This is a genomic window from Acidithiobacillus thiooxidans ATCC 19377, from assembly GCF_009662475.1.
GTDB lineage: Bacteria > Pseudomonadota > Gammaproteobacteria > Acidithiobacillales > Acidithiobacillaceae > Acidithiobacillus > Acidithiobacillus thiooxidans.
This window is the reverse complement of record NZ_CP045571.1, coordinates 877121-894899: the sequence shown is the minus strand read 5'-3', so window position 1 is coordinate 894899 and position 17779 is coordinate 877121. Positions and strand designations below refer to the sequence as shown.

The following is a 17779-nucleotide window of genomic DNA, read 5'->3' as shown; positions in this document are numbered from 1 at the left end:
ATCCTTTTTGTCTGGACCCTTCAGGATTCGGGACGCTTGTGGCGACCACGTCGCGTTGACAACACGATTTCGGTCCGCTCCTGCTCTGTCAGCGCGCCCAATCCCGAACGATCCGCCGTATGGCCCATATATTCCAACCTAGCGGCGCTCAGGCGCCGATTTACCCTGTGCACACATTCAGGTATTTCATTGCGCAACAATGCGCCCCCCTGGCTCTCATCCGCCTCGGACATGACCAAGGCATAACAAAACTCTGCCAGATCAGTACCAGCCAGTCTCGCCAAAAGCTCGTGAGAACTTAAATGGGTCATGTTTGCCAAAATATCAAGGGTAGCATCGAGTTTTTTTGCAATGGGGTCAGACGCAAAAGGGAGCAGATCCTTTTCCAGTTGCTGCCAGACAGGGTCATCAGGATGATTCAAGAGCAGGCGCATCGCGTTCTTGAAGAGGGAGGGCCCGTCTTTGCTCCGCGACGGTTGCGCTGACGCTGTAACTCGAGCATCCCGACGACGCGTTTTGGAAGGTATGGCAAAGGCCAGACCACATAACTCCTGGAGTTTATGGAGATAAACTTCCCGCAAAGTGGCATCATTTATACGCTGTAAAAATTCCCGCGCTTCCCGCAGAAACTGGGCTTTTTCATCTTCTGCGGCAATATTATGGCGACGCTGCAGTTCATCGAGAAAAAAGTCGATGGCCGGCCGAGCCGTCGGGAATAAAGCTTCCAGCGCTGCTGCGCCCTGCTCGCGCACCAGCGAATCCGGGTCCTGGCCATCCGGCAAAAACAGTACCCGCAGCAGACGCCCCTCGCGCAACAATTCAGGCGCCATTTGCACCGCCCGCCAGGCCGCCTTACGGCCGGCAGTATCCCCATCAAAGCACAGCAAAATCTCTGCAGCCGCACGAAACAGCATCTGTAGCTGACTTTCCCCGAGTGCCGTACCACTGGCGGCAACGGCATAATCCAGTCCGGCCTGATGCAGGGTGATGACATCCAGATAGCCTTCCACCAGCACGGCACGATTCATCCGACGCAGGCCATCCCGGGCCTGATGCAGGCCGTAAAGCACCTGCCCTTTGTGGTACAGCGGACCTTCGGGAGAGTTCAGATATTTGGGCTCCCGGCCATCGAGACTGCGTCCCCCCAATCCAACCAGATGGCCGCGACCATCACGAATCGGAAAAATAACCCTGTCCCGAAAACGATCATAAACCGAATGATCCTCGCGGCTACTCACCAACCCTGCACCAATCAGTGCGCGTCGGGTATTTTCATCCTTACCCAGTTGCTGACTCAGAAAATTCGCGGCGGGAGGAGCATAACCCAATTCAAAGCGGGTAATGATTTCCTGATGGAGACCTCGGCTCTGCCAGTACTGCTGGGCCGCCGGATTTTTTGCCAGTGCATCCCGGTACAGGCTGACCGCCTTGTCCAGAATCTGCCGAAAAGGGCGGAGATCTTCCTGAACAGACTGACCAACAGCCTCTTCAGGTAAGGCCACCCCGGCATCTTCCGCCAGCAACGCTACCGCCTCAGGAAAGGAAAGACGATCATGGGCCATCAGAAACCCAATGGCGTTACCGTGGGCATGACATCCAAAACAATAATAAATCTGTTTTTCCGGACTCACTGAAAATGAGGGACTTTTTTCCTGATGAAAAGGACAGCAGGCCCAAAAATCCTTGCCCTTTTTCTTCAGGGGAACACGACCTTCCACCAGACGGATCAAATCGGTCCGTTCGAGGAGAGCATCTATGAATGCGGGGGAAAATTTGACCATGTTTCAGCGTAGCTCCAACTCACTGACACCGCCACCCCCCTGCTCGGGACGGGCCATACGCCACTGGATGATGCGCGGATCCTGATGGGCAAATTCCCTGACCATTTCAGCCAGGACGCCATTGCCTTTACCATGCAGCACCTCAATGTGCTGGCGACCGGAAGCCATGGCGCCATCCACATGGCGGCACAAAGCCTGCCAGGCATCTTCGCGCAGCTGACCGCGCAGATCGAGACGCCATGGATGATTTTCTGGTGAAGCATACTGAGTACTCCCTTTTTCCTTGGGTATTTCCAGTGCGGAATCCGCGCGGAACTGCTCCAGGGGAATCCAAACCTGCTTGCCGCGCAACTGAATTTGCAGACGTTGCCGGGCAGCATCGACACGGACAATCTGGGTAACCTGGCGCAGGGGCAGAAACAAGCCTTTGCTGCCGACTGCAGGCAAATCCACCGACACGGTTTCGGCCATCTGAAAAGGCGTACCCAACTGTTCCAGTGCCGCACTGGCCGCCTGGGTATCCCGTCCAGATTTGAGCGCAGCGATGGTTTTCCGCACTTCACTGCGCGCATTCTGCAGCAATTGTGTCCACTCATTGCGAGCCTGTTCAGCGGCCCGCTCCCGATCCTGACGTGCCGCATCCAGTTCACGCTGCAAACGTTTCACCGATTTGTCAGCTTCCATGCGCGCCTGCGCCGCTTCATCCATTGCCTGTTGCGCGGCGCGCAACAGGCCTTCCCGTTGTGCTTCCCAGCGTTCCCAGTCCTCGCGATCATCCGCGTACAAGGCCTCGGCGCGCTGTACCAGCGCTTCAGGCATCCCGACACGTCGCGCGATAGTCAACCCTTGACTGGCACCACCTACTCCCCATTGCAGACGATAGGTCGGAGCAAGACGTTCTGCGTCAAAGCCCATACCGGCCAAAGCTACGCCAGCGCGGCTGAGGGCATAACGTTTCATGATTTCCTGATGACTGGTGAGCACCGCACAGGCTTGAACCGACAGGAGCGCCTCGGCCACGGCCTGGGCCAGGGCACCCCCTTCGCGGGGATCCGTACCATTTCCCAGCTCATCCAACAGTACCAGGCTGTGTTGATCAGCCTGCTCCAGCACCCTGCGCAAGCGACTCACCTGTGCCGAAAAAGTAGACAGGTCCGTATGAATATCCTGAGCGTCACCAATGACCGCAAAGCCTTGCCGAAAATACCCCAGACGACCTTCAGCAGCCACCGGCATGCCTAAATAAGCCATCAGATGGTTCAACCCCAGGGCCTTGAGCAGTGCCGTTTTGCCACCCGTATTGGGTCCGGTAATGACCAGTTGATGATTACTTTCGCCCAAAGCCAGAGGATTACCAACCACCTGACCCGGATGCTGCATACACAGCAGGGGATGACGTAAATTGTGCAGATCAAAGGCCGGGCGATTATCCACCTGAACCAGCGTACCCTGAAAATCCTTGCCCAGTTCCAGGGCGGCGCGAACTCCGTCCAGCCGTCCAATGTACTTTAAGGCGCGGCGCATGGACGGCACTTGCTGGCTTACGGCCGCACTTAAGGCCCGTAGTACCTTTTCCTGCTCCAGACGTTCGGCCTGGCGGTCCTGCACCAACTGGTTATTCAGGTCTACCGCCGTTAAGGGCTCCACAAAAAGGGTTTCACCACTCGCCGAACGATCATGGACAATAACCTTGATACGGCCTTTGTGGCTGGTTTTCAGGGGCAATACATAGCGGTCATTCCGCTGGACAATCAGCTGATCCTGCCAGTAATCCTGCCAATCGGGATTACGTAAAAATCCCTGCAAAAAGCGTTGTATTTCAGCGCGCCCCTGGCGCAACTGCCGGCGAATGGCGCTTAATTCAGCACTGGCAGCATCCAGAAGTTCGCCTTCATCATCCAGGGCCTGCTGCAGATGCCGCAGCAGCGATAGTGAAGGCTCCAGGTCTGTTGCCCATTCCGTCAGCGTGTCGTTGACTTCCCGCAAGGCCGAGGCATAGTGCTTCTGGCCATGCAAAACCCGGGTTATCTGCTGCAACTCGCAGCCGCTCAGAATGGCGCCGGGGCGCTCAAGCAGGTCCAGCAGGGAACGAACGTCCGGGAGAATGTGGATGGGCAGCGAAAAGCCAGCAGCAGATCGTTCCGCCAGCAAAAGCGCCATATTAAGGCGCTGCTGAATTTCAGCAAGGCCTACCCAGGGATGGAGGTTTTCCACATAATGCCGCCCATATTCATGGGCACATTTAGCCAGCCAGGCGGCACGAATATCTTCCAGATCGAGGGCTCTGGAAAAGCTGTCCTGCCAGGGAGCCGCCCCTGCCACAGCGTCTTTCATCCGTTATTCAGGCGCGCCTTTACTTTTTCCGCAACCAGCGCCATATCAGCCCGACCCAGCAATTGCGGTTTCAGGCTGTTCAACACCTTACCCATATCTTTGGGACCGCTGGCGGCGGTGTTTGAAACCGCTTCTGCAATCAGGGCATCAATGGCTTCCATACTCAGGGGCTCGGGGAGATAAGCGGAAAGGATGACAATTTCTGCTTCTTCCTTATCGGCAAGATCCGGGCGATTTCCCGCTCTGAACTGACTGGCAGAATCTTTTCTTTGCTTGATCAGTTTTTCGGCGATACTTAGAACCTCGGTATCATCCAACTCGCGGCGATCGTCCACCTCACGTTGCTTGATCGCTGCCTGGAGCATGCGAATAGTGGTAAGACGATCAGACTCACGAGCGCGCATCGCCGCCTTCATGTCCTCCTGAAGACGTTCGCGTAAAGACATGCTTCAGTACATCCGAACCAAACGCATGGACTGACGACGCATCCGCTTCAAAGCCCGCTTGCGCGCAGCAGCAGCCTTGCGCTTGCGCTCTTCGGTGGGCTTTTCATAAAACTCGCGACGACGTACTTCCGTCAGGACTCCGGCTTTTTCACAGGAGCGTTTGAAGCGCCGCAGCGCCACTTCGAAAGGTTCATTTTCTTTAACACGAACAGTTGGCATAGAAGGTTTCTGACCTCATCAAAAATAAAAGCTTAGCGAGAAAGGGGCAGAGTATAGGCAGATCAACGGCGCGAGTCAAAAAGAAACCACGCTCAGCAGTCGTTGTAAAAAACACAAAACTATAGTTGCATCTGCTTGACAGGATGATCAAAAAGAATGCTAATATAGGAAATGATAAAAACTCTTTTAGATATAGAATATTAGATTACAATGTTAGAGTGATTGTGGTCTTTGATTCTAGGGGATGCCCATGCGAACGGAAGTGAGAGAATTAAACGAAGCATTACCCGATGTCGCGCCGGCTATTGACCCGCCCCCTCTGACTGATTTTATAGAAGGCGATCAGAGCAGTCCCTTTCTCACTCAGGATCAGGAACTGCAACTCATCCGCCGTCTGCGTCAGGGAGATGACTGCGCCAGAGCCACCCTGATTTCTGCGCACATGCCTTTAGTCAGAGCGGTTGCCCGGGCCTATCGAAACAAAGGTCTCAGTCAGGAAGATTTGCTTCAGGAAGGCTACATGGGTTTACTGCGTGCCGCAGATCGCTTCCGTGAAGGTCTTGGTACCCGTTTTTCCAGCTATGCCACCTGGTGGATTCGGGAAGCCATGCAACGTGCGCTCATCCGTTCCCGCTTCATCCGACTGCCGGACTATCTGGCAAAATCGCTGCATGCTTACCTGCAGCGTGGTGAAGATGAAAGCGAATCAACAGAAGACGCCCGGCGCGAGCAACGCCGGGAAGCCCTGGGGGTGCGTGAAAGTACCATGCGCGCTCTGGATTTTGCCGACATTCGCGTCTGCTCGCTGGATGAGGAATTTACGGATGGCCCCAGTCGGGTTGAACAGGTACCAGGCGATACCGCCAGCCCCGACATGGACTACGACCGTGAGTCCATCTGCAAGGCACTCCGGGAGCATCTGGCGGAACTGAATGAAAAGCAACGGGAAGTGATGATCTTCCGCTACGGCATCCATGGAGATGCGCCCATGACGCTGGAAGCCGTGGCCGAACGTATGGGCGTCAGCCGTGAGGCCGTCCGCCAGTTGCAGGTCAGAGCCCTGACCCGACTGCGTCAATCACTTTCTGATAGCGGCTGGGGTGCCTGACGTTCCTGCAGCATAGCCAAAAGACGCCGCAGAGCATGGGCGCGATGACTCAACTGATTTTTTTCTGCCAGTGTCCATTCAGCCGCACTTCGCGCACCGCCTAGTGGCCAGAATAACGGATCGTAACCAAAACCCCCTTTCCCCTGAAGCGTTTTACCAATGGTTCCCATCCAGAATCCCTGAGCCACAATGGGGGCGGGATCGTCGGCTGACTCCATAAAGACCATGCAGGCAATATAATAGGCTGCACGCGATGCTCCGGTTAAAGCACGCATCTGCTCGAGCAAGCGCTGATTATTCTCGGCATCGGTTGCGCCGGGACCGGCGTAACGGGCCGAAAACAATCCCGGTACACCTTGCAGGGCGGGCACGCAAAGGCCTGAGTCTTCCGCAAGAGACGCCATCCCTGAGATGGCCGCAGCATGACGGGCCTTCAGCAAGGCATTCTCCACAAATGTGCTGCCACTTTCTTCAGCACCTTTAATACCTTGCTCGTCCTGCCCATAGACTGTGTAGCCGTGCGCGTTAAGCAGTGTCCGCATTTCCCGGATTTTGCCGGCATTACTGCTGGCCAGCAGGATGGGCTTCAAGGCAAAGCCTCAGGAATTTCCTCGCGTTGACGGGCAATCAGATCGCGAATGCCCTGACGCGCCAGCGCCAGCATGGCGGCCATTTCCTGATCACTGAAAACAGCGCCTTCAGCCGTACCCTGCACTTCTACAAAAGCGCCAGCACCCGTCATGACCACATTCATGTCCACTTCCGCGTGGCTATCTTCGGCATAGTCCAAATCCAGTACGGCCTGCCCCTGATACATCCCGACGGAAATGGCAGCTACCCAGTCGCGTAACGGATTACCCTGTACTTTTCCGTTTTTGCGCAGGGTCTGCAGAGCATCGGCTACCGCCAGACAGGCACCCGTGATGCTGGCCGTTCGGGTGCCGCCATCCGCCTGCAAAACATCGCAATCTACCCAGATAGTGCGCTCACCCAAGGCCTGCAAGTCAACGGCTGCACGCAGGCTACGCCCGATCAGCCGCTGAATTTCATGGGTCCGACCCGAGATTTTTCCCTTGGCCGATTCACGCTGCATCCGATCCTGAGTCGCTCTGGGCAACATACTGTACTCTGCAGTCACCCATCCCTTCCCCGCCCCACGCAAAAAAGGCGGAACCTTTTCTTCAATACTAGCGGTACATAACACCTTGGTATCCCCGCAGGCCATCAGTACGGAGCCTTCGGCGTGTTTGGTGAAATTGCGGGTAATTTCTATCGGGCGCAGAGCGTCTGCCATTCTTCCACTGGGTCGATTCATTTACGGATACTCATCATGATGGAGGATAGGCGCATTGTAGACCTGTCCTTCTTTCACCATAACCCCCTATAATGCAGTCGTACCCCAAGGAACGAGGAGCGCCTCATGTCTGCTACCGCGCATGTCGAAATCACCCAATTTCTGAAGCAGCACCATCTAGCTCAGTCACTCACCATTGCCGAAATTCAGACTCTGGCGGAATACGTCACCCATGCCCAGTTTCGCGCCGATCAGGTCATTGCCGAATGGGGCACCTTGGGTGAGGCATTATTTTTTTGCGTCAAAGGAGAAATGGCCATCATTCACCATACCGCCGATGGTGATGAAATGGAGGTCGTGCGGGTCAAGGAAGGAGAAATGGCTGGAGAAATGTCTTTTTTTGACCGGCAACCACGTAGCGCTCGCATTCTCGCCAAAAGCGAAGACACCCAGGTTCTGGTCCTGACTCGCGCCCGTTATCAGCGCCTGAAAGTAGAGAAACCTTATATCACGGTCAACATTCTGGAACAGGCTATCATCAGTCTGGATCACCTGTTTCGTAATCTTTCCCAGAATTATACGGATTTTTCTACCTACATTTACGGCAAGGGCAAGCACTAGGCTCCGCTACGCCGCTGCAGCAGGTGATGAATGCGCTGCAATCGTTCGAGGGGGTCCTGCAGCAGAAGCAGATCCTGCTTTTCCTCTGGAGAAGCCGGTAGTGCCTGAGCGAGCACCATACCTGCAGTACTGGCATCCAGGTCCCGGGCCGCTTCTTCACCCAGCAATTCCTTCAAAATGGCGCGCAGGGTATCGTCTTCCCGGCGCATGGGCACTACCGGCTCCTCCGCCCAGTAGTGCACCGAGGCCATAGCCAGAGCCCCCTCATAATGCCAGTCCTGAATGCTGAAGCGTCGCTGCCCCTCCACCTGAATTTCCAGAATCCCTGGCTCACCACCCCAATCCACTATCCGCGCCAGTGTTCCTACCCGTTCCGGCTCCGCATGACCATCTCCCCGAGAGTGCGTCAAACAAATTCCAAAACCATGATCATGGCGCAGGGAGCTGCTGACCATGTCCAGATAACGGGGTTCAAACACTCTCAATCCGACTAAGGCCTTGGGAAAAAGTACGGTTCGGAGTAAAAATAGGGGTATTGTATGCGTATCCGTCACTATGCTGTTCCTCTCACGAGTATTCATGAATCCCAGCCTGAAACCATCCTCCACGTTCTCACTATATGTACATCTGCCTTGGTGTAAAGCCAAGTGTCCTTATTGTGACTTCAATTCACATGCGGCAGACCATATTCCTGCAGAGCGTTATGCCCGCGCCCTGATTGCTGATCTGGATCGGGAACTGCCACGCATCTGGGGGCGACGTCTGCACAGTATTTTTATCGGTGGGGGCACTCCCAGCCTGTTTCCACCGGAAATCATCAACCAGCTGCTTTCCGACATCCGGGCCCGCCTGCAACCCCTGTCTGCCATGGAGGTGACCCTGGAGGCTAATCCCGGTGCCATTGAAGCCGCAGCATTTGCTGATTTTCGTGCGGCCGGGGTTACCCGTCTGTCTCTGGGAATCCAGTCTTTCAATAATGTGCACCTGCAACGCCTGGGACGCATTCATGATGCATCTGCCGCCCATCGGGCCGTAGAAAAAGCCATTGCTGCGCAATTTGCCAGCTTTAATCTGGATCTCATGTTTGCCCTGCCCGGCCAGAGCACGGCTGAAGCCCTGGCAGACCTGGACGCGGCCTTACAATATCAGCCTCCCCATTTATCCCTTTACCAGCTCACCCTGGAAGCGGGCACTCCCTTCGCCAGCCATCCTCCAGCCCATCTCCCTGACGAGGATACCGCGGCGGATATGGAAAATATTTTGCGCAGTGAACTGGACCATCACGGTTTGGCTCGCTACGAAATCTCCGCGCACGCCCGCCCCGGACAACAATGCCAGCATAACCGCAATTACTGGCTATATGGAGACTATCTGGGAATTGGCGCCGGGGCTCATGGCAAAATCACCCAGGCGGAAGGCATCTGGCGTAGCCGCAAACCCAGCCGACCCGAGAGCTACATGATCGACGCGCTCAGTAATATGGAAACCCTGGGAGAATACACCCCGGTTCCACCAGCAGAACGCCCCTTTGAATTCATGCTGAATGCCCTGCGGCTGACCGAAGGTTTTTCAAACCGTCTGTTTACTGAATGCACCGGCCTAGACAGTCTGCTGATTGAACCACAGATTCGCCGTGCCCGCCGCGAGGGTTTACTGTATGACGATACCGAAATAATCCAGCCCACCGCCCGGGGAATGAACTTTTACAATGAATTGTGTGCCCGCTTCATTCCCTGAATGGGCGATACTATTCCCGACCCATCGCCTCAGCTTCATGACCGGTAATGGAACCGTCCTTGAACAAATATTCACGCAACTCTTTATCCAGACGCGGCATTTTACGGCGCAACCACTCCAGAACCATGGCCGCGTGCTCAATTTCTTCATCCCGATTGTGTTCCAGCACTTTTTTGAGCTGGAGATCATTGCAGGCATCCGCGCGCTGCTGGTACCAGTCTACCGCCTCAAATTCTTCCATCAGCGAGGATATCGCCCGATGAATGTCCAGCGTATCACTGGACAGCGACTCCAAAGGCTCGTGCATTGTTTCATGTGCCATCTTGAGATCCTTTAACGATGAAATATCCTCATAAGCATAGCTCAAAGCTTTCACTAAACCCAAGTGACACCAGACCGGGAGAAATTCGCCATGAATTGGCAAGACTCCTGTCCAAAGCAGGACTGTGCTCGCGGAGCATGGCCGCCGATTGGATTCGGGCCGGCAAGGTAACCGTCAACGGGCAGATCATTTACGAGCCGGAAGCCCGTTTTTCACTTCGCGATGCCCGGATTTCCGTGGCGGGACAACGCCTGACCGGACAGGCTCGCAAGGTGCTGATGCTGAATAAACCCCGGGGCGTTGTCAGTACCCGCGCCGATGAAAGAGGACGGCCCACCGTTTATGATTTACTGCCCTCCGACCATTGGCTGGCACCCATAGGACGTCTGGATCAGGCCAGCTCCGGGTTATTGTTATTCAGTAACGATCCAGAATGGGCCCAGATTCTGCTGAATCCTGATCAGCACGTCAGCAAAACCTACCACGTGCAAATCCGCCCTCCTCTTCCTGCCGAAGTTTTTCGGCACATTGCCCAGCACTCCAGCCTGGACGGCAAGCCATGCCTACCCATGCAAATTCGTGAGCTGCGCTGCGGAGGAAAAACCCAATGGCTGGAAATTGTCCTTCAGGAAGGGCGTAACCGGCAGATTCGTCGCCTGCTGCAAGGCGCCGATGCAGAAGTGTTACGCCTGATTCGAGTAGCTGTAGGAGATCTGCTTTTGGGCAGTCTGTCCAGTGGACAGTGGCGCTGGCTGAGCCCGGACGAAGAAAGGCTTCTAAAACCCTGAACCGACTATATTAGATATTTATGATATTGACAGGCCCATAATATCTGTGTATGTTAGTTATACCTTATTTACTGATGGAGAACGGTCATGGAAATGGAACAGGAATTTGAATTGATTGCGCTGGTTTACCAACTGGAAGAAGCCGGTTACTGCTTTGCCAACGTTTCTGATGAAGAACTGCACCAGGCATTCATGAACAATCAGGATCTGCGGGATCTGGCGGTTCCCCGTGCCGCCTGATCATTTTTATCCTCCACAACCGGCCCTTTATGGCCGGTTTTTTTTGGTCTGAACAACGGCGTATATCAAAACAGCCCTGCGCCCGGTTTTGAGGTCTTCCCTGCTGCTTAACCGCTCTATCAGCTGCTCTTGCGAGCAAGCATGTTCCTCTCTATACTGACCGAACGGTCGGTATCTGACAGATTATCATTCCCCATCAAGGAGCCCAACTGGTGGCGCAAGAGCAGTCTACATCCCGTCTGGTCATCACCGTGGCGGTCATGCTTGCAGTAGTGATGCAGGTTCTGGATCTCACCATTGTCAATGTGGCACTGACCTATATGCGTGGCTCCCTGCAGGCTAATAGTGATCAGATCACCTGGGTGCTCACCGCTTATATGGTGGCCAACGTCATTGTACTCCCCCTTACCGGCCTTCTGGTGGAACGTTACGGACAACGCAACATCATGCTTTGGAGTGTGGTGGGATTCGTGATTTCTTCGGCACTATGCGGACAATCCCACAGTCTTACCGAGATTGTCCTCTGGCGCTTTCTTCAGGGCATTTTCGGGGCGTCCCTGGCACCTGTCGGGCAAACCATCATGCTCGGAGCCTATCCGGCCAATAAACGTGGTCAGGCCATGGCGATTCTCGGTATGGGCATCATGCTGGGACCGATTCTTGGACCGACTCTGGGTGGTTATCTGACGGACACGCTCAGTTGGCGCTGGGTGTTTTACGTCAACATTCCCTTTGGGATTCTCGCCTTTTTACTGATGCAAAGTGTGCCGGACGGCGGCAAAAGCGCAAACCCCCGGCCCGTGGACTGGACTGGATTTGCGCTGATGGCCCTGGGTTTGGGGTCTCTGCAAGGTATTCTCAGCCTCGGGGATCAGGATGACTGGTTCAGTTCACAAACCATCATCATCCTGACTTTGATTACCATCCTCGGGCTGCTCTTTTTTGTGTGGCGTTCCCTGAGTGTCAAGCATCCGGTTGTCGACTTGCGGCTCCTCAAAGACCGCAATCTGGCTATTGGCAGCATGGGAATCGGTATATTTGGACTAGCGTTGTTTGGCACCATGGTGATTTTGCCCATCATGCTGGAGACCTTGATGCACTATGAGGCCTTTACGGCCGGACTGGCTATGGCGCCTCAAGGAATCGGCGCAATGCTGGCGATGATGCTGGCCGGCCGTCTACTCGGCAAGGGCATCAATCCCCGCGATATTGTGCTGGTCGGTATTGTAATTGGCGCTTTTGGAACTTATCTCACCACATTGTACGACCTCAATATCAATATAGACTGGGTGATCTGGCCCAGCTTTATTCGCGGCATAGGTTTTGGTCTGGTGACCATTCCCCTGTTTACTCTGGCTTTTACAACCCTCAAGAAATCACAGCAGGCAGAGGGATCGGGAATTTTCAATTTGATGAGAACCCTCGGTGGCAGTGTCGGCATCGCCATCGTGTCTACCGTCATGAGCCAGGAAACTCAGGTGGGTTGGAACCAGATGAGCAAATTCATCAACCCCTTCAATCCGGCGTTTCACCAATATCTGGCAGCGGCTGGGATGACCCAGAATCCAACTACCTGGCAGGTTCTGGGTAATATTGTTCTGTATAATCAGGCCAACATGCGCGGCACCCTCGATGCATTTGTGCTGGTATTTTACGGTTTTCTGGTGATGATTCCGCTGATTTTATTTCTCAAGAAGCCAGCTCCAGAAAAGGGAGAAAATACTCCGCCACCCGTACAGGAGTAACCCTGAAACGGTGGTGGGCCGGGAAGCTTTTTGCGCCAACGTCCCTTGCCTGTTGTTCTACGGCTCATCCTGCTGTCAGGAGAGAACTCGCCCTGCGGGCTCAGACAGCTCTCCTGACGGGCGCAGGATTTCACCAAGAACAACAACGGCTCGAAACAAAAGTCGCGGCAAAGCTTCCCGGCCCACCGCCGTTTCAGGGTGCCGAGGTTTTTTCCAGATGGGGTACGGCAGGCAGCCAGAGCGTTCTGGCAAAACCCCAGTCGAGCAATTTGAGACTTTGCCAGGAGGCTTTCCAGAAACCACGGTTTTCATCGGTAAATGAAGGGACGCCCAGAATCACGGCAATGAGTTGCACCCCATTTTGGGTGCCCGTAGCCACCAGGCAATGACCAGCAGCGTCGGTATAACCGCTTTTCATGCCGGTGATGAAAGGCACACGACCTACCAGCAAGTTAGGATTGGGACTGGTAATGCCTGCGTAAGTGAAATTCTCATGATTGAAAAAATGCATGTACTGCGGAAAATCCGTCATGATTCGCCTGGTGAGAATAGCAATATCATAAGGACTGGCGGTGTTATTGGGATGGGGAAGGCCGTCCGGATCATAGTAGGTTGTCGATAACATACCGATTTTACGCGCCGTCTGGTTCATTTCACGCACGAAAGCCGGGACGCTGCCGGCCACCAGATGCGCAGCTTCCACAGCAGCGTCGTTTCCCGAAGGAACTGTCATCCCCAAAATCATCTGGGCTACTGAAAAGCGCAATCCGGGATGCATGAACATGCTGGAACCACCGGTTTCCAATGCTGCCTGGCAGGGTACAAACTCCTGGTGCAAATGCAATCCACCGGTGTGAATGTCCTTGAACAGCAGATACAAGGTCATGAGCTTGGTAATACTGGCAATTGCATATGGTTGGTAAGCATTTTTAGCGGCGATGATGGCACCGGTTTGCGCATTCATCAGAATATAGGCGCGGGCATCAATGGGCGGCAGGCCGCTGCTGTTGGTATCGGCGCGGGTAGTAGAAATACCCAAAATGAGCGTCCATCCCAGTATAAACAGGCCCAGGAACCCTAAATGAAGCCTGTAGGAACGATACGTGATCGGTGCAGTATTTGCAGAAGGATGCGGCAGCATGGGTTAGCCCTCCCCATTAACGGGATGCAAGGTTAAAGCAATTTCTCAGGATAGTTTCATATTAGGCTATTTTTTCTGAAATGCCTATATGTACGCAGTTGCTTGGAAGCGGAGCATTCCCAGCAACTGGAAGACACTCCTCAAAACTTATAGACTGGTCGGTATGAACTTACACGCGTCCCTTTCTTATGCCTCCCTCATCCACTTTCCCCTCCTCTGGGCCATCGCCGGATTCATTATTCTCCTGGCTTTTTACGTCCGGGCAGTGATCGGATTTGGTTCCGGGCTGATTTCCGTGGCCTTGCTCACGCTCATCTTTCCCATCAAGGAAGTCGTGCCAGTCGTATTGCTTCTGGATCTGCTCGGTTCAGTATTACTGGGTGCCTATGATTTTCGGGAAATGCGCTGGCCGGAGTTACGCTGGCTGATCCCCGGCAGCATCATTGGTCTGGCAATCGGTTCTTTTATACTGGCTGATACCAATGCCCAGAATCTGACCCGATTCCTCGGTGTATTCATTCTCGCCTACGTGGTGTACGCCCTTGCCATGAAGCCCGATCGTCTACCGCGCATCAGTCTGCCCTGGGGCACGCCGCTCGGAATATTTGGGGGAGTCGTGGGCAGCCTCTACGGTGGGGGTGGACCGCCTATCGTCGCCTACCTGCAAATGCGGCATCTGGACAAACGCGCTTTTCGCGCTACTTTTCAGGGGATTGCGCTCACAGACAATGTGTTGCGCGGGTTCATGTATGTAGCCCTGGCGCTGTTGACCTGGCAGCTGGCCATAGGTTTTTTAATGTTGATTCCGCCAGTTTTGCTGGGTCTCTGGGCGGGTAATCGTTTACACCTACGTATCAACCAACGCGCTTTTTTATTGGGAACACTGGGATTACTGACCGTAGTCGGCCTGAAATACCTTATTTAACGCATCGAGCGACAAGGAGAGCATATGACTTTACGCAGCATGGAAGAACTCAGGCAGCAGGCTCAGGGCGCACAATCCCTGAATATTGCTTTCATAGGTGTCGTCAATGGACTGTTCAGCACCCTGCACCAATTGCAGAAGGCCGATTCCCGACATCTCGCTCAGCAAGCGGGCATGGACGAAGGATACGTCACCCGCTGGTGCGATGCTGCTTATGCTTTTGGCTGGCTGGAACTGAATTCCGACGATCAGTGGCAACTCAGCGCAGATGGCGACAGCATGCGCCCCGAGGCTCCGGGTAGCCGCATGGCAACAGCTATTGGTTCGGTCCTGTCGGCACATATGGCTGAACGCGCCGCAGGACTGATGCGCACGGGCGAACGTCCGGGTGAAAAAGTACTGGCGGAACGGGAAACCATTCTGCCCTGGTTTGGGCTGATGCTGGAAAACAATTTCCGCAAGACTTTTGAAGAAAAAATCTGCCCGCAGGTTCCCATATTTGCCGAAGTAGATGCCCGGGGTGGTCTTGCTGTGGATCTCGGTTGCGGAAATGGCTGGTATTTACGGGCACTGGCACAGCGCTGCAACCATTTGCGGGGCCTTGGTCTGGATGGTTTTGCGGAAAATGTGCGGCAGGCGCAGGAAATAGCTCAACAGGAGGGCCTTAGTGACCGTCTGCACTTTTCGGAGGGCGATATCCATGCGTTTTCTCTGCCAGAACCGGCAGATCTGATTGCCATGAATCGTGCCCTTCACCATGTCTGGGAAAAACGTGGGGCCATTTTTGACAAACTGCGTAGCAATCTCAAAGCAGAAGGTGCCGTAGTCATTTGGGAACCCGCATGGCCAGATGATCATCGTCGCCTGCGCGAAGCACCCTTGCGGGGCATGGCTTACCAGAATCTCACCGAGCATGTCCAAGGGAATCATTTCCTGCATCCTGAGGAAATCGCCAGCGCCTTAAAAGAAGCCGGACTAAGGCCAGAAATCTTTCCGTTTGGTAGCGATGTAATGGTGGTGGGGCGCTGCTGAGCAGCAAAAACTGACACCTAGCCCTGCCAGCAGTTTACAAGCATTGCATTCCGCGAGGCTTCTCTTTATCCTTTGCGCTCATGGGGCGGTAGCTCAGCTGGGAGAGCGTCGCGTTCGCAATGCGAAGGTCGGGAGTTCGATCCTCCTCCGCTCCACCAATTAACTATCTCACTACGTCTCAGCTCGCATCAAACCACCATAAAAGCCACTGATTTATATGATTAGTGGCTTTTTCTTCGTCTCACAACATCTCAAGATATCGCTTGCCATCTCGGGGTGACTGGGGGCAACATTGGGGGCAACCAAGATAAGCCTATTCGGAGTTGCCCCCAATGTCCTTGACTGATACTAAAATCCGGCAGTCTAAGCCTAAGGAGAAGTCATACAAATTATCTGATGAAAAGGGGCTCTACCTAGAGATTGCCCCTGCCGGAGGGAAGTGGTGGCGACTGAAGTTTCGGGTAGACGGTAAAGAAAAACGGCTATCACTAGGTGTCTATCCAGATGTTACCCTAGCCATGGCCCGGGAGAGACGTGACGACGCTCGACGATTACTTGCAACGGGCGCAGACCCAAGCGCTCATCGTAAGGCCAGTAAACTGGCTCTAACGGAGGCAGGGCTGGGCAGCTTTGAAATCGTCGCCAGGGAATGGTTCGAGAAACAGCGTCTGGGCTGGGCTAAATCTCACTCCAATAAAATCATGCGGAGATTGGAGCGCGAGATTTTTCCGTGGTTAGGGACTCGGCCTATCTCCGAGATCCAGCCGGCCGAACTACTGACCGTACTCAGACGGACCGAAGCAAGGGCTATAGAAACTGCGCATCGCGTGCTGCAGAACTGCGGACAAGTATTCCGATATGCTGTAGCTACTGGGCGAGCAAACAGAGATATTACAGGCGACCTTAAAGGAGCGTTAACACCTTGGAAACCCGCACATTTTCCAAGCATCACCGATCCTAAGAAGATCGCCGTACTGCTCCGGGACCTATATTCGTACAAGGGATCGTTTGAGGTTCAAAGCGCCTTGAGGTTAGCTCCACACGTGTTCTTGCGCCCGTCCGAAATGCGTTTAGCCCAATGGAAGGAGTTTGACCTTGAGGCAAAAGTGTGGAACCTACCCGCTGAACGTATGAAGATGAAACAACCTCATATGGTACCTTTGTCGACTCAGTCTTTAGGCATTCTTACGGAATTAAAGCCTCTTACTGGCAAATGCGAATACGTCTTCCAAGGTCGAAATACCAATAAGCCAATTTCCAATAACACCATTAACCAAGCCTTACGCAGAATGGGCTACTCAACTAAGGAAGATATCACCGCACACGGTTTCCGGGCTATGGCCAGAACAGTACTAGACGAAGTCCTGAACTTTCGAGTTGACTGGATTGAACACCAGCTCGCGCACGCCGTAAAAGATCCGAACGGACGGGCCTACAACAGGACGTCGCACATGGAAGGAAGGCGGGTGATGATGCAAGCATGGTCAGATTATTTGGATCAACTTAGACATGATAAAGAAAAATAATTAGCAAATCGAAATATTTCATAACTATTTTGTGATTGTGGTTCCTATACGTTGTCCCTGCTTACAGAGACGACTTTCCATGTATACATCAGTGCAACCCGCTTTCTTTCGTGAAAAGCAACTAATCGGCGACTCCAAATGTGGATTACTTGGCCTTGTACCGTTCTCGCGGGCCACTCTTTGGCGTAAAGTCAGGGACGGCACATTCCCAGCCCCAGTCAAACTTTCCTCACGAACTACAGCATGGCACGCGACAGATATTTACAGGTGGATGGCTGACCCTGAAGGCTTCGCCGCCACTTCATAGTCTTGTACGAGTGCCACGGCAAACCGTTAGCCAGATTACGTCTCTACATTGTAATCGGCAACTGAGGAAATGATGGGTCCGGAGCCTGCCAAGGTAGGTCGTAATGCCCCGCCAGGGAGCGGACCATTCATCCCGGTTAGGACTGAGAAAGCGCAGTCCAGAGGGGTGTCTGGCCACCGAGAAGGAGACCTCAGCAAAGTGCTTGCAATGGGG

19 protein-coding genes and 1 tRNA gene are annotated in these 17779 nt (G+C 54.0%); 11 read left to right on the top strand and 9 right to left on the bottom strand.

Annotated features, from left to right (window positions below):
* Positions 1-20: 20 nt before the first annotated feature.
* Genes dnaG through rpsU form a run of 4 tightly spaced genes read right to left on the bottom strand, consistent with a single transcriptional unit; the run spans position 21 to position 4780 of the window.
* Positions 21-1781, bottom strand: coding sequence for a DNA primase (gene dnaG / locus GCD22_RS04700; protein ID WP_031572367.1), 1761 nt, complete (start codon positions 1779-1781; stop codon positions 21-23).
* 3 nt (positions 1782-1784) lie between these two features.
* On the bottom strand, positions 1785-4115 hold the full coding sequence (locus tag GCD22_RS04695; protein WP_031572368.1) for an endonuclease MutS2: 2331 nt from the start codon (positions 4113-4115) through the stop codon (positions 1785-1787).
* Positions 4112-4561: a GatB/YqeY domain-containing protein gene (locus tag GCD22_RS04690; RefSeq protein ID WP_031572369.1), complete on the bottom strand. Its 450-nt coding sequence runs from the start codon at positions 4559-4561 to the stop codon at positions 4112-4114. The genes GCD22_RS04695 and GCD22_RS04690 overlap by 4 nt, the downstream gene beginning before the upstream one ends.
* Positions 4562-4564: 3 nt before the next feature.
* Positions 4565-4780: a 30S ribosomal protein S21 gene (rpsU, locus tag GCD22_RS04685; protein WP_010636820.1), complete on the bottom strand. Its 216-nt coding sequence runs from the start codon at positions 4778-4780 to the stop codon at positions 4565-4567.
* A 250-nt stretch (positions 4781-5030) separates the two neighbouring features.
* Between rpsU and GCD22_RS04680 the strand changes: the two genes are divergently transcribed.
* On the top strand, positions 5031-5888 hold the full coding sequence (locus tag GCD22_RS04680) for a sigma-70 family RNA polymerase sigma factor (RefSeq protein WP_031572370.1): 858 nt from the start codon (positions 5031-5033) through the stop codon (positions 5886-5888).
* On the opposite strand, the gene rdgB is transcribed toward GCD22_RS04680, so the two are convergent.
* Both rdgB and rph read right to left on the bottom strand, forming a co-directional pair.
* Entirely contained in the window at positions 5855-6478 is a 624-nt protein-coding gene (gene rdgB / locus GCD22_RS04675; RefSeq protein WP_031572371.1) for an RdgB/HAM1 family non-canonical purine NTP pyrophosphatase, read from the bottom strand. The two genes, GCD22_RS04680 and rdgB, sit on opposite strands and share 34 nt — an antisense overlap.
* Positions 6475-7203 (bottom strand): ribonuclease PH, encoded by a 729-nt coding sequence (rph, locus tag GCD22_RS04670; RefSeq protein ID WP_031572372.1) that lies wholly within the window; start codon positions 7201-7203, stop codon positions 6475-6477. Before rph ends, rdgB begins: the two co-directional genes overlap by 4 nt.
* A gap of 105 nt (positions 7204-7308) precedes the next feature.
* Here rph and GCD22_RS04665 point away from each other — a divergent pair, with 105 nt between their 5' ends.
* Complete coding sequence (locus GCD22_RS04665) at positions 7309-7803, top strand: Crp/Fnr family transcriptional regulator (protein ID WP_024894218.1); 495 nt, start codon at positions 7309-7311, stop codon at positions 7801-7803.
* On the opposite strand, the gene GCD22_RS04660 is transcribed toward GCD22_RS04665, so the two are convergent.
* On the bottom strand, positions 7800-8357 hold the full coding sequence (locus GCD22_RS04660; protein ID WP_031572373.1) for an LON peptidase substrate-binding domain-containing protein: 558 nt from the start codon (positions 8355-8357) through the stop codon (positions 7800-7802). The two genes, GCD22_RS04665 and GCD22_RS04660, sit on opposite strands and share 4 nt — an antisense overlap.
* Positions 8358-8382: 25 nt before the next feature.
* On the opposite strand from GCD22_RS04660, the gene hemW reads away from it, so the two are divergent.
* On the top strand, positions 8383-9540 hold the full coding sequence (gene hemW / locus GCD22_RS04655) for a radical SAM family heme chaperone HemW (RefSeq protein WP_031572374.1): 1158 nt from the start codon (positions 8383-8385) through the stop codon (positions 9538-9540).
* Positions 9541-9550: 10 nt separating this feature from the next.
* Here the strand turns inward: hemW and GCD22_RS04650 are convergent, their stop codons facing one another.
* Positions 9551-9862: an encapsulin-associated ferritin-like protein gene (locus tag GCD22_RS04650; RefSeq protein WP_010642997.1), complete on the bottom strand. Its 312-nt coding sequence runs from the start codon at positions 9860-9862 to the stop codon at positions 9551-9553.
* A 17-nt stretch (positions 9863-9879) separates the two neighbouring features.
* On the opposite strand from GCD22_RS04650, the gene GCD22_RS04645 reads away from it, so the two are divergent.
* From GCD22_RS04645 to GCD22_RS04640, 3 genes are all read left to right on the top strand, one after another.
* Positions 9880-10650 carry a pseudouridine synthase gene (locus tag GCD22_RS04645; protein WP_031572375.1) on the top strand — a complete coding sequence of 257 codons (771 nt, stop codon included), beginning with the start codon at positions 9880-9882 and terminating at the stop codon, positions 10648-10650.
* 87 nt (positions 10651-10737) lie between these two features.
* A complete protein-coding gene (locus GCD22_RS17910) occupies positions 10738-10890 on the top strand; it encodes a hypothetical protein (RefSeq protein ID WP_010643000.1) in 153 nt (50 codons plus the stop codon).
* A 212-nt stretch (positions 10891-11102) separates the two neighbouring features.
* The gene (locus GCD22_RS04640) at positions 11103-12635 is read left to right on the top strand and encodes a DHA2 family efflux MFS transporter permease subunit (RefSeq protein ID WP_031572376.1); all 1533 of its coding nucleotides are present in this window, start codon (positions 11103-11105) and stop codon (positions 12633-12635) included.
* Positions 12636-12828: 193 nt separating this feature from the next.
* Here GCD22_RS04640 and GCD22_RS04635 read toward each other — a convergent pair whose 3' ends face one another.
* Entirely contained in the window at positions 12829-13776 is a 948-nt protein-coding gene (locus tag GCD22_RS04635) for a D-alanyl-D-alanine carboxypeptidase family protein (protein WP_031572377.1), read from the bottom strand.
* Between the two features lie 163 nt (positions 13777-13939).
* Here GCD22_RS04635 and GCD22_RS04630 point away from each other — a divergent pair, with 163 nt between their 5' ends.
* The 5 genes from GCD22_RS04630 to GCD22_RS18895 all read left to right on the top strand — a co-directional run bounded on the left by GCD22_RS04630 (position 13940) and on the right by GCD22_RS18895 (position 17566).
* On the top strand, positions 13940-14701 hold the full coding sequence (locus tag GCD22_RS04630) for a sulfite exporter TauE/SafE family protein (RefSeq protein ID WP_031572378.1): 762 nt from the start codon (positions 13940-13942) through the stop codon (positions 14699-14701).
* Between the two features lie 24 nt (positions 14702-14725).
* Positions 14726-15733, top strand: a complete 1008-nt coding sequence (locus tag GCD22_RS04625; protein WP_031572379.1) for a class I SAM-dependent methyltransferase — start codon at positions 14726-14728, stop codon at positions 15731-15733.
* Positions 15734-15815: 82 nt separating this feature from the next.
* Positions 15816-15891: transfer RNA gene (locus GCD22_RS04620), tRNA-Ala, on the top strand.
* Between the two features lie 174 nt (positions 15892-16065).
* Positions 16066-17259, top strand: a complete 1194-nt coding sequence (locus GCD22_RS04615) for a tyrosine-type recombinase/integrase (protein WP_142089655.1) — start codon at positions 16066-16068, stop codon at positions 17257-17259.
* A 79-nt stretch (positions 17260-17338) separates the two neighbouring features.
* Positions 17339-17566 (top strand): AlpA family phage regulatory protein, encoded by a 228-nt coding sequence (locus GCD22_RS18895; RefSeq protein WP_081577528.1) that lies wholly within the window; start codon positions 17339-17341, stop codon positions 17564-17566.
* Positions 17567-17779: the final 213 nt, after the last annotated feature.

Bases quoted from the DNA above. Each gene is read 5' to 3' on its own strand.
- GCD22_RS04665 (WP_024894218.1), top strand. From the start codon at position 7,309: ATGTCTGCTACCGCGCATGTCGAAATCACCCAATTTCTGAAGCAGCAC.
- GCD22_RS04650 (WP_010642997.1), bottom strand. From the start codon at position 9,862: ATGGCACATGAAACAATGCACGAGCCTTTGGAGTCGCTGTCCAGTGAT.
- GCD22_RS04615 (WP_142089655.1), top strand. From the start codon at position 16,066: ATGTCCTTGACTGATACTAAAATCCGGCAGTCTAAGCCTAAGGAGAAG.
- GCD22_RS04695 (WP_031572368.1), bottom strand. From the start codon at position 4,115: ATGAAAGACGCTGTGGCAGGGGCGGCTCCCTGGCAGGACAGCTTTTCC.
- GCD22_RS04690 (WP_031572369.1), bottom strand. From the start codon at position 4,561: ATGTCTTTACGCGAACGTCTTCAGGAGGACATGAAGGCGGCGATGCGC.
- dnaG (WP_031572367.1), bottom strand. From the start codon at position 1,781: ATGGTCAAATTTTCCCCCGCATTCATAGATGCTCTCCTCGAACGGACC.
- GCD22_RS04630 (WP_031572378.1), top strand. From the start codon at position 13,940: ATGAACTTACACGCGTCCCTTTCTTATGCCTCCCTCATCCACTTTCCC.
- rpsU (WP_010636820.1), bottom strand. From the start codon at position 4,780: ATGCCAACTGTTCGTGTTAAAGAAAATGAACCTTTCGAAGTGGCGCTG.
- GCD22_RS04645 (WP_031572375.1), top strand. From the start codon at position 9,880: ATGAAATATCCTCATAAGCATAGCTCAAAGCTTTCACTAAACCCAAGT.
- GCD22_RS18895 (WP_081577528.1), top strand. From the start codon at position 17,339: ATGTATACATCAGTGCAACCCGCTTTCTTTCGTGAAAAGCAACTAATC.
- GCD22_RS17910 (WP_010643000.1), top strand. From the start codon at position 10,738: ATGGAAATGGAACAGGAATTTGAATTGATTGCGCTGGTTTACCAACTG.
- GCD22_RS04625 (WP_031572379.1), top strand. From the start codon at position 14,726: ATGACTTTACGCAGCATGGAAGAACTCAGGCAGCAGGCTCAGGGCGCA.
- GCD22_RS04680 (WP_031572370.1), top strand. From the start codon at position 5,031: ATGCGAACGGAAGTGAGAGAATTAAACGAAGCATTACCCGATGTCGCG.
- GCD22_RS04635 (WP_031572377.1), bottom strand. From the start codon at position 13,776: ATGCTGCCGCATCCTTCTGCAAATACTGCACCGATCACGTATCGTTCC.
- hemW (WP_031572374.1), top strand. From the start codon at position 8,383: ATGAATCCCAGCCTGAAACCATCCTCCACGTTCTCACTATATGTACAT.
- rph (WP_031572372.1), bottom strand. From the start codon at position 7,203: ATGAATCGACCCAGTGGAAGAATGGCAGACGCTCTGCGCCCGATAGAA.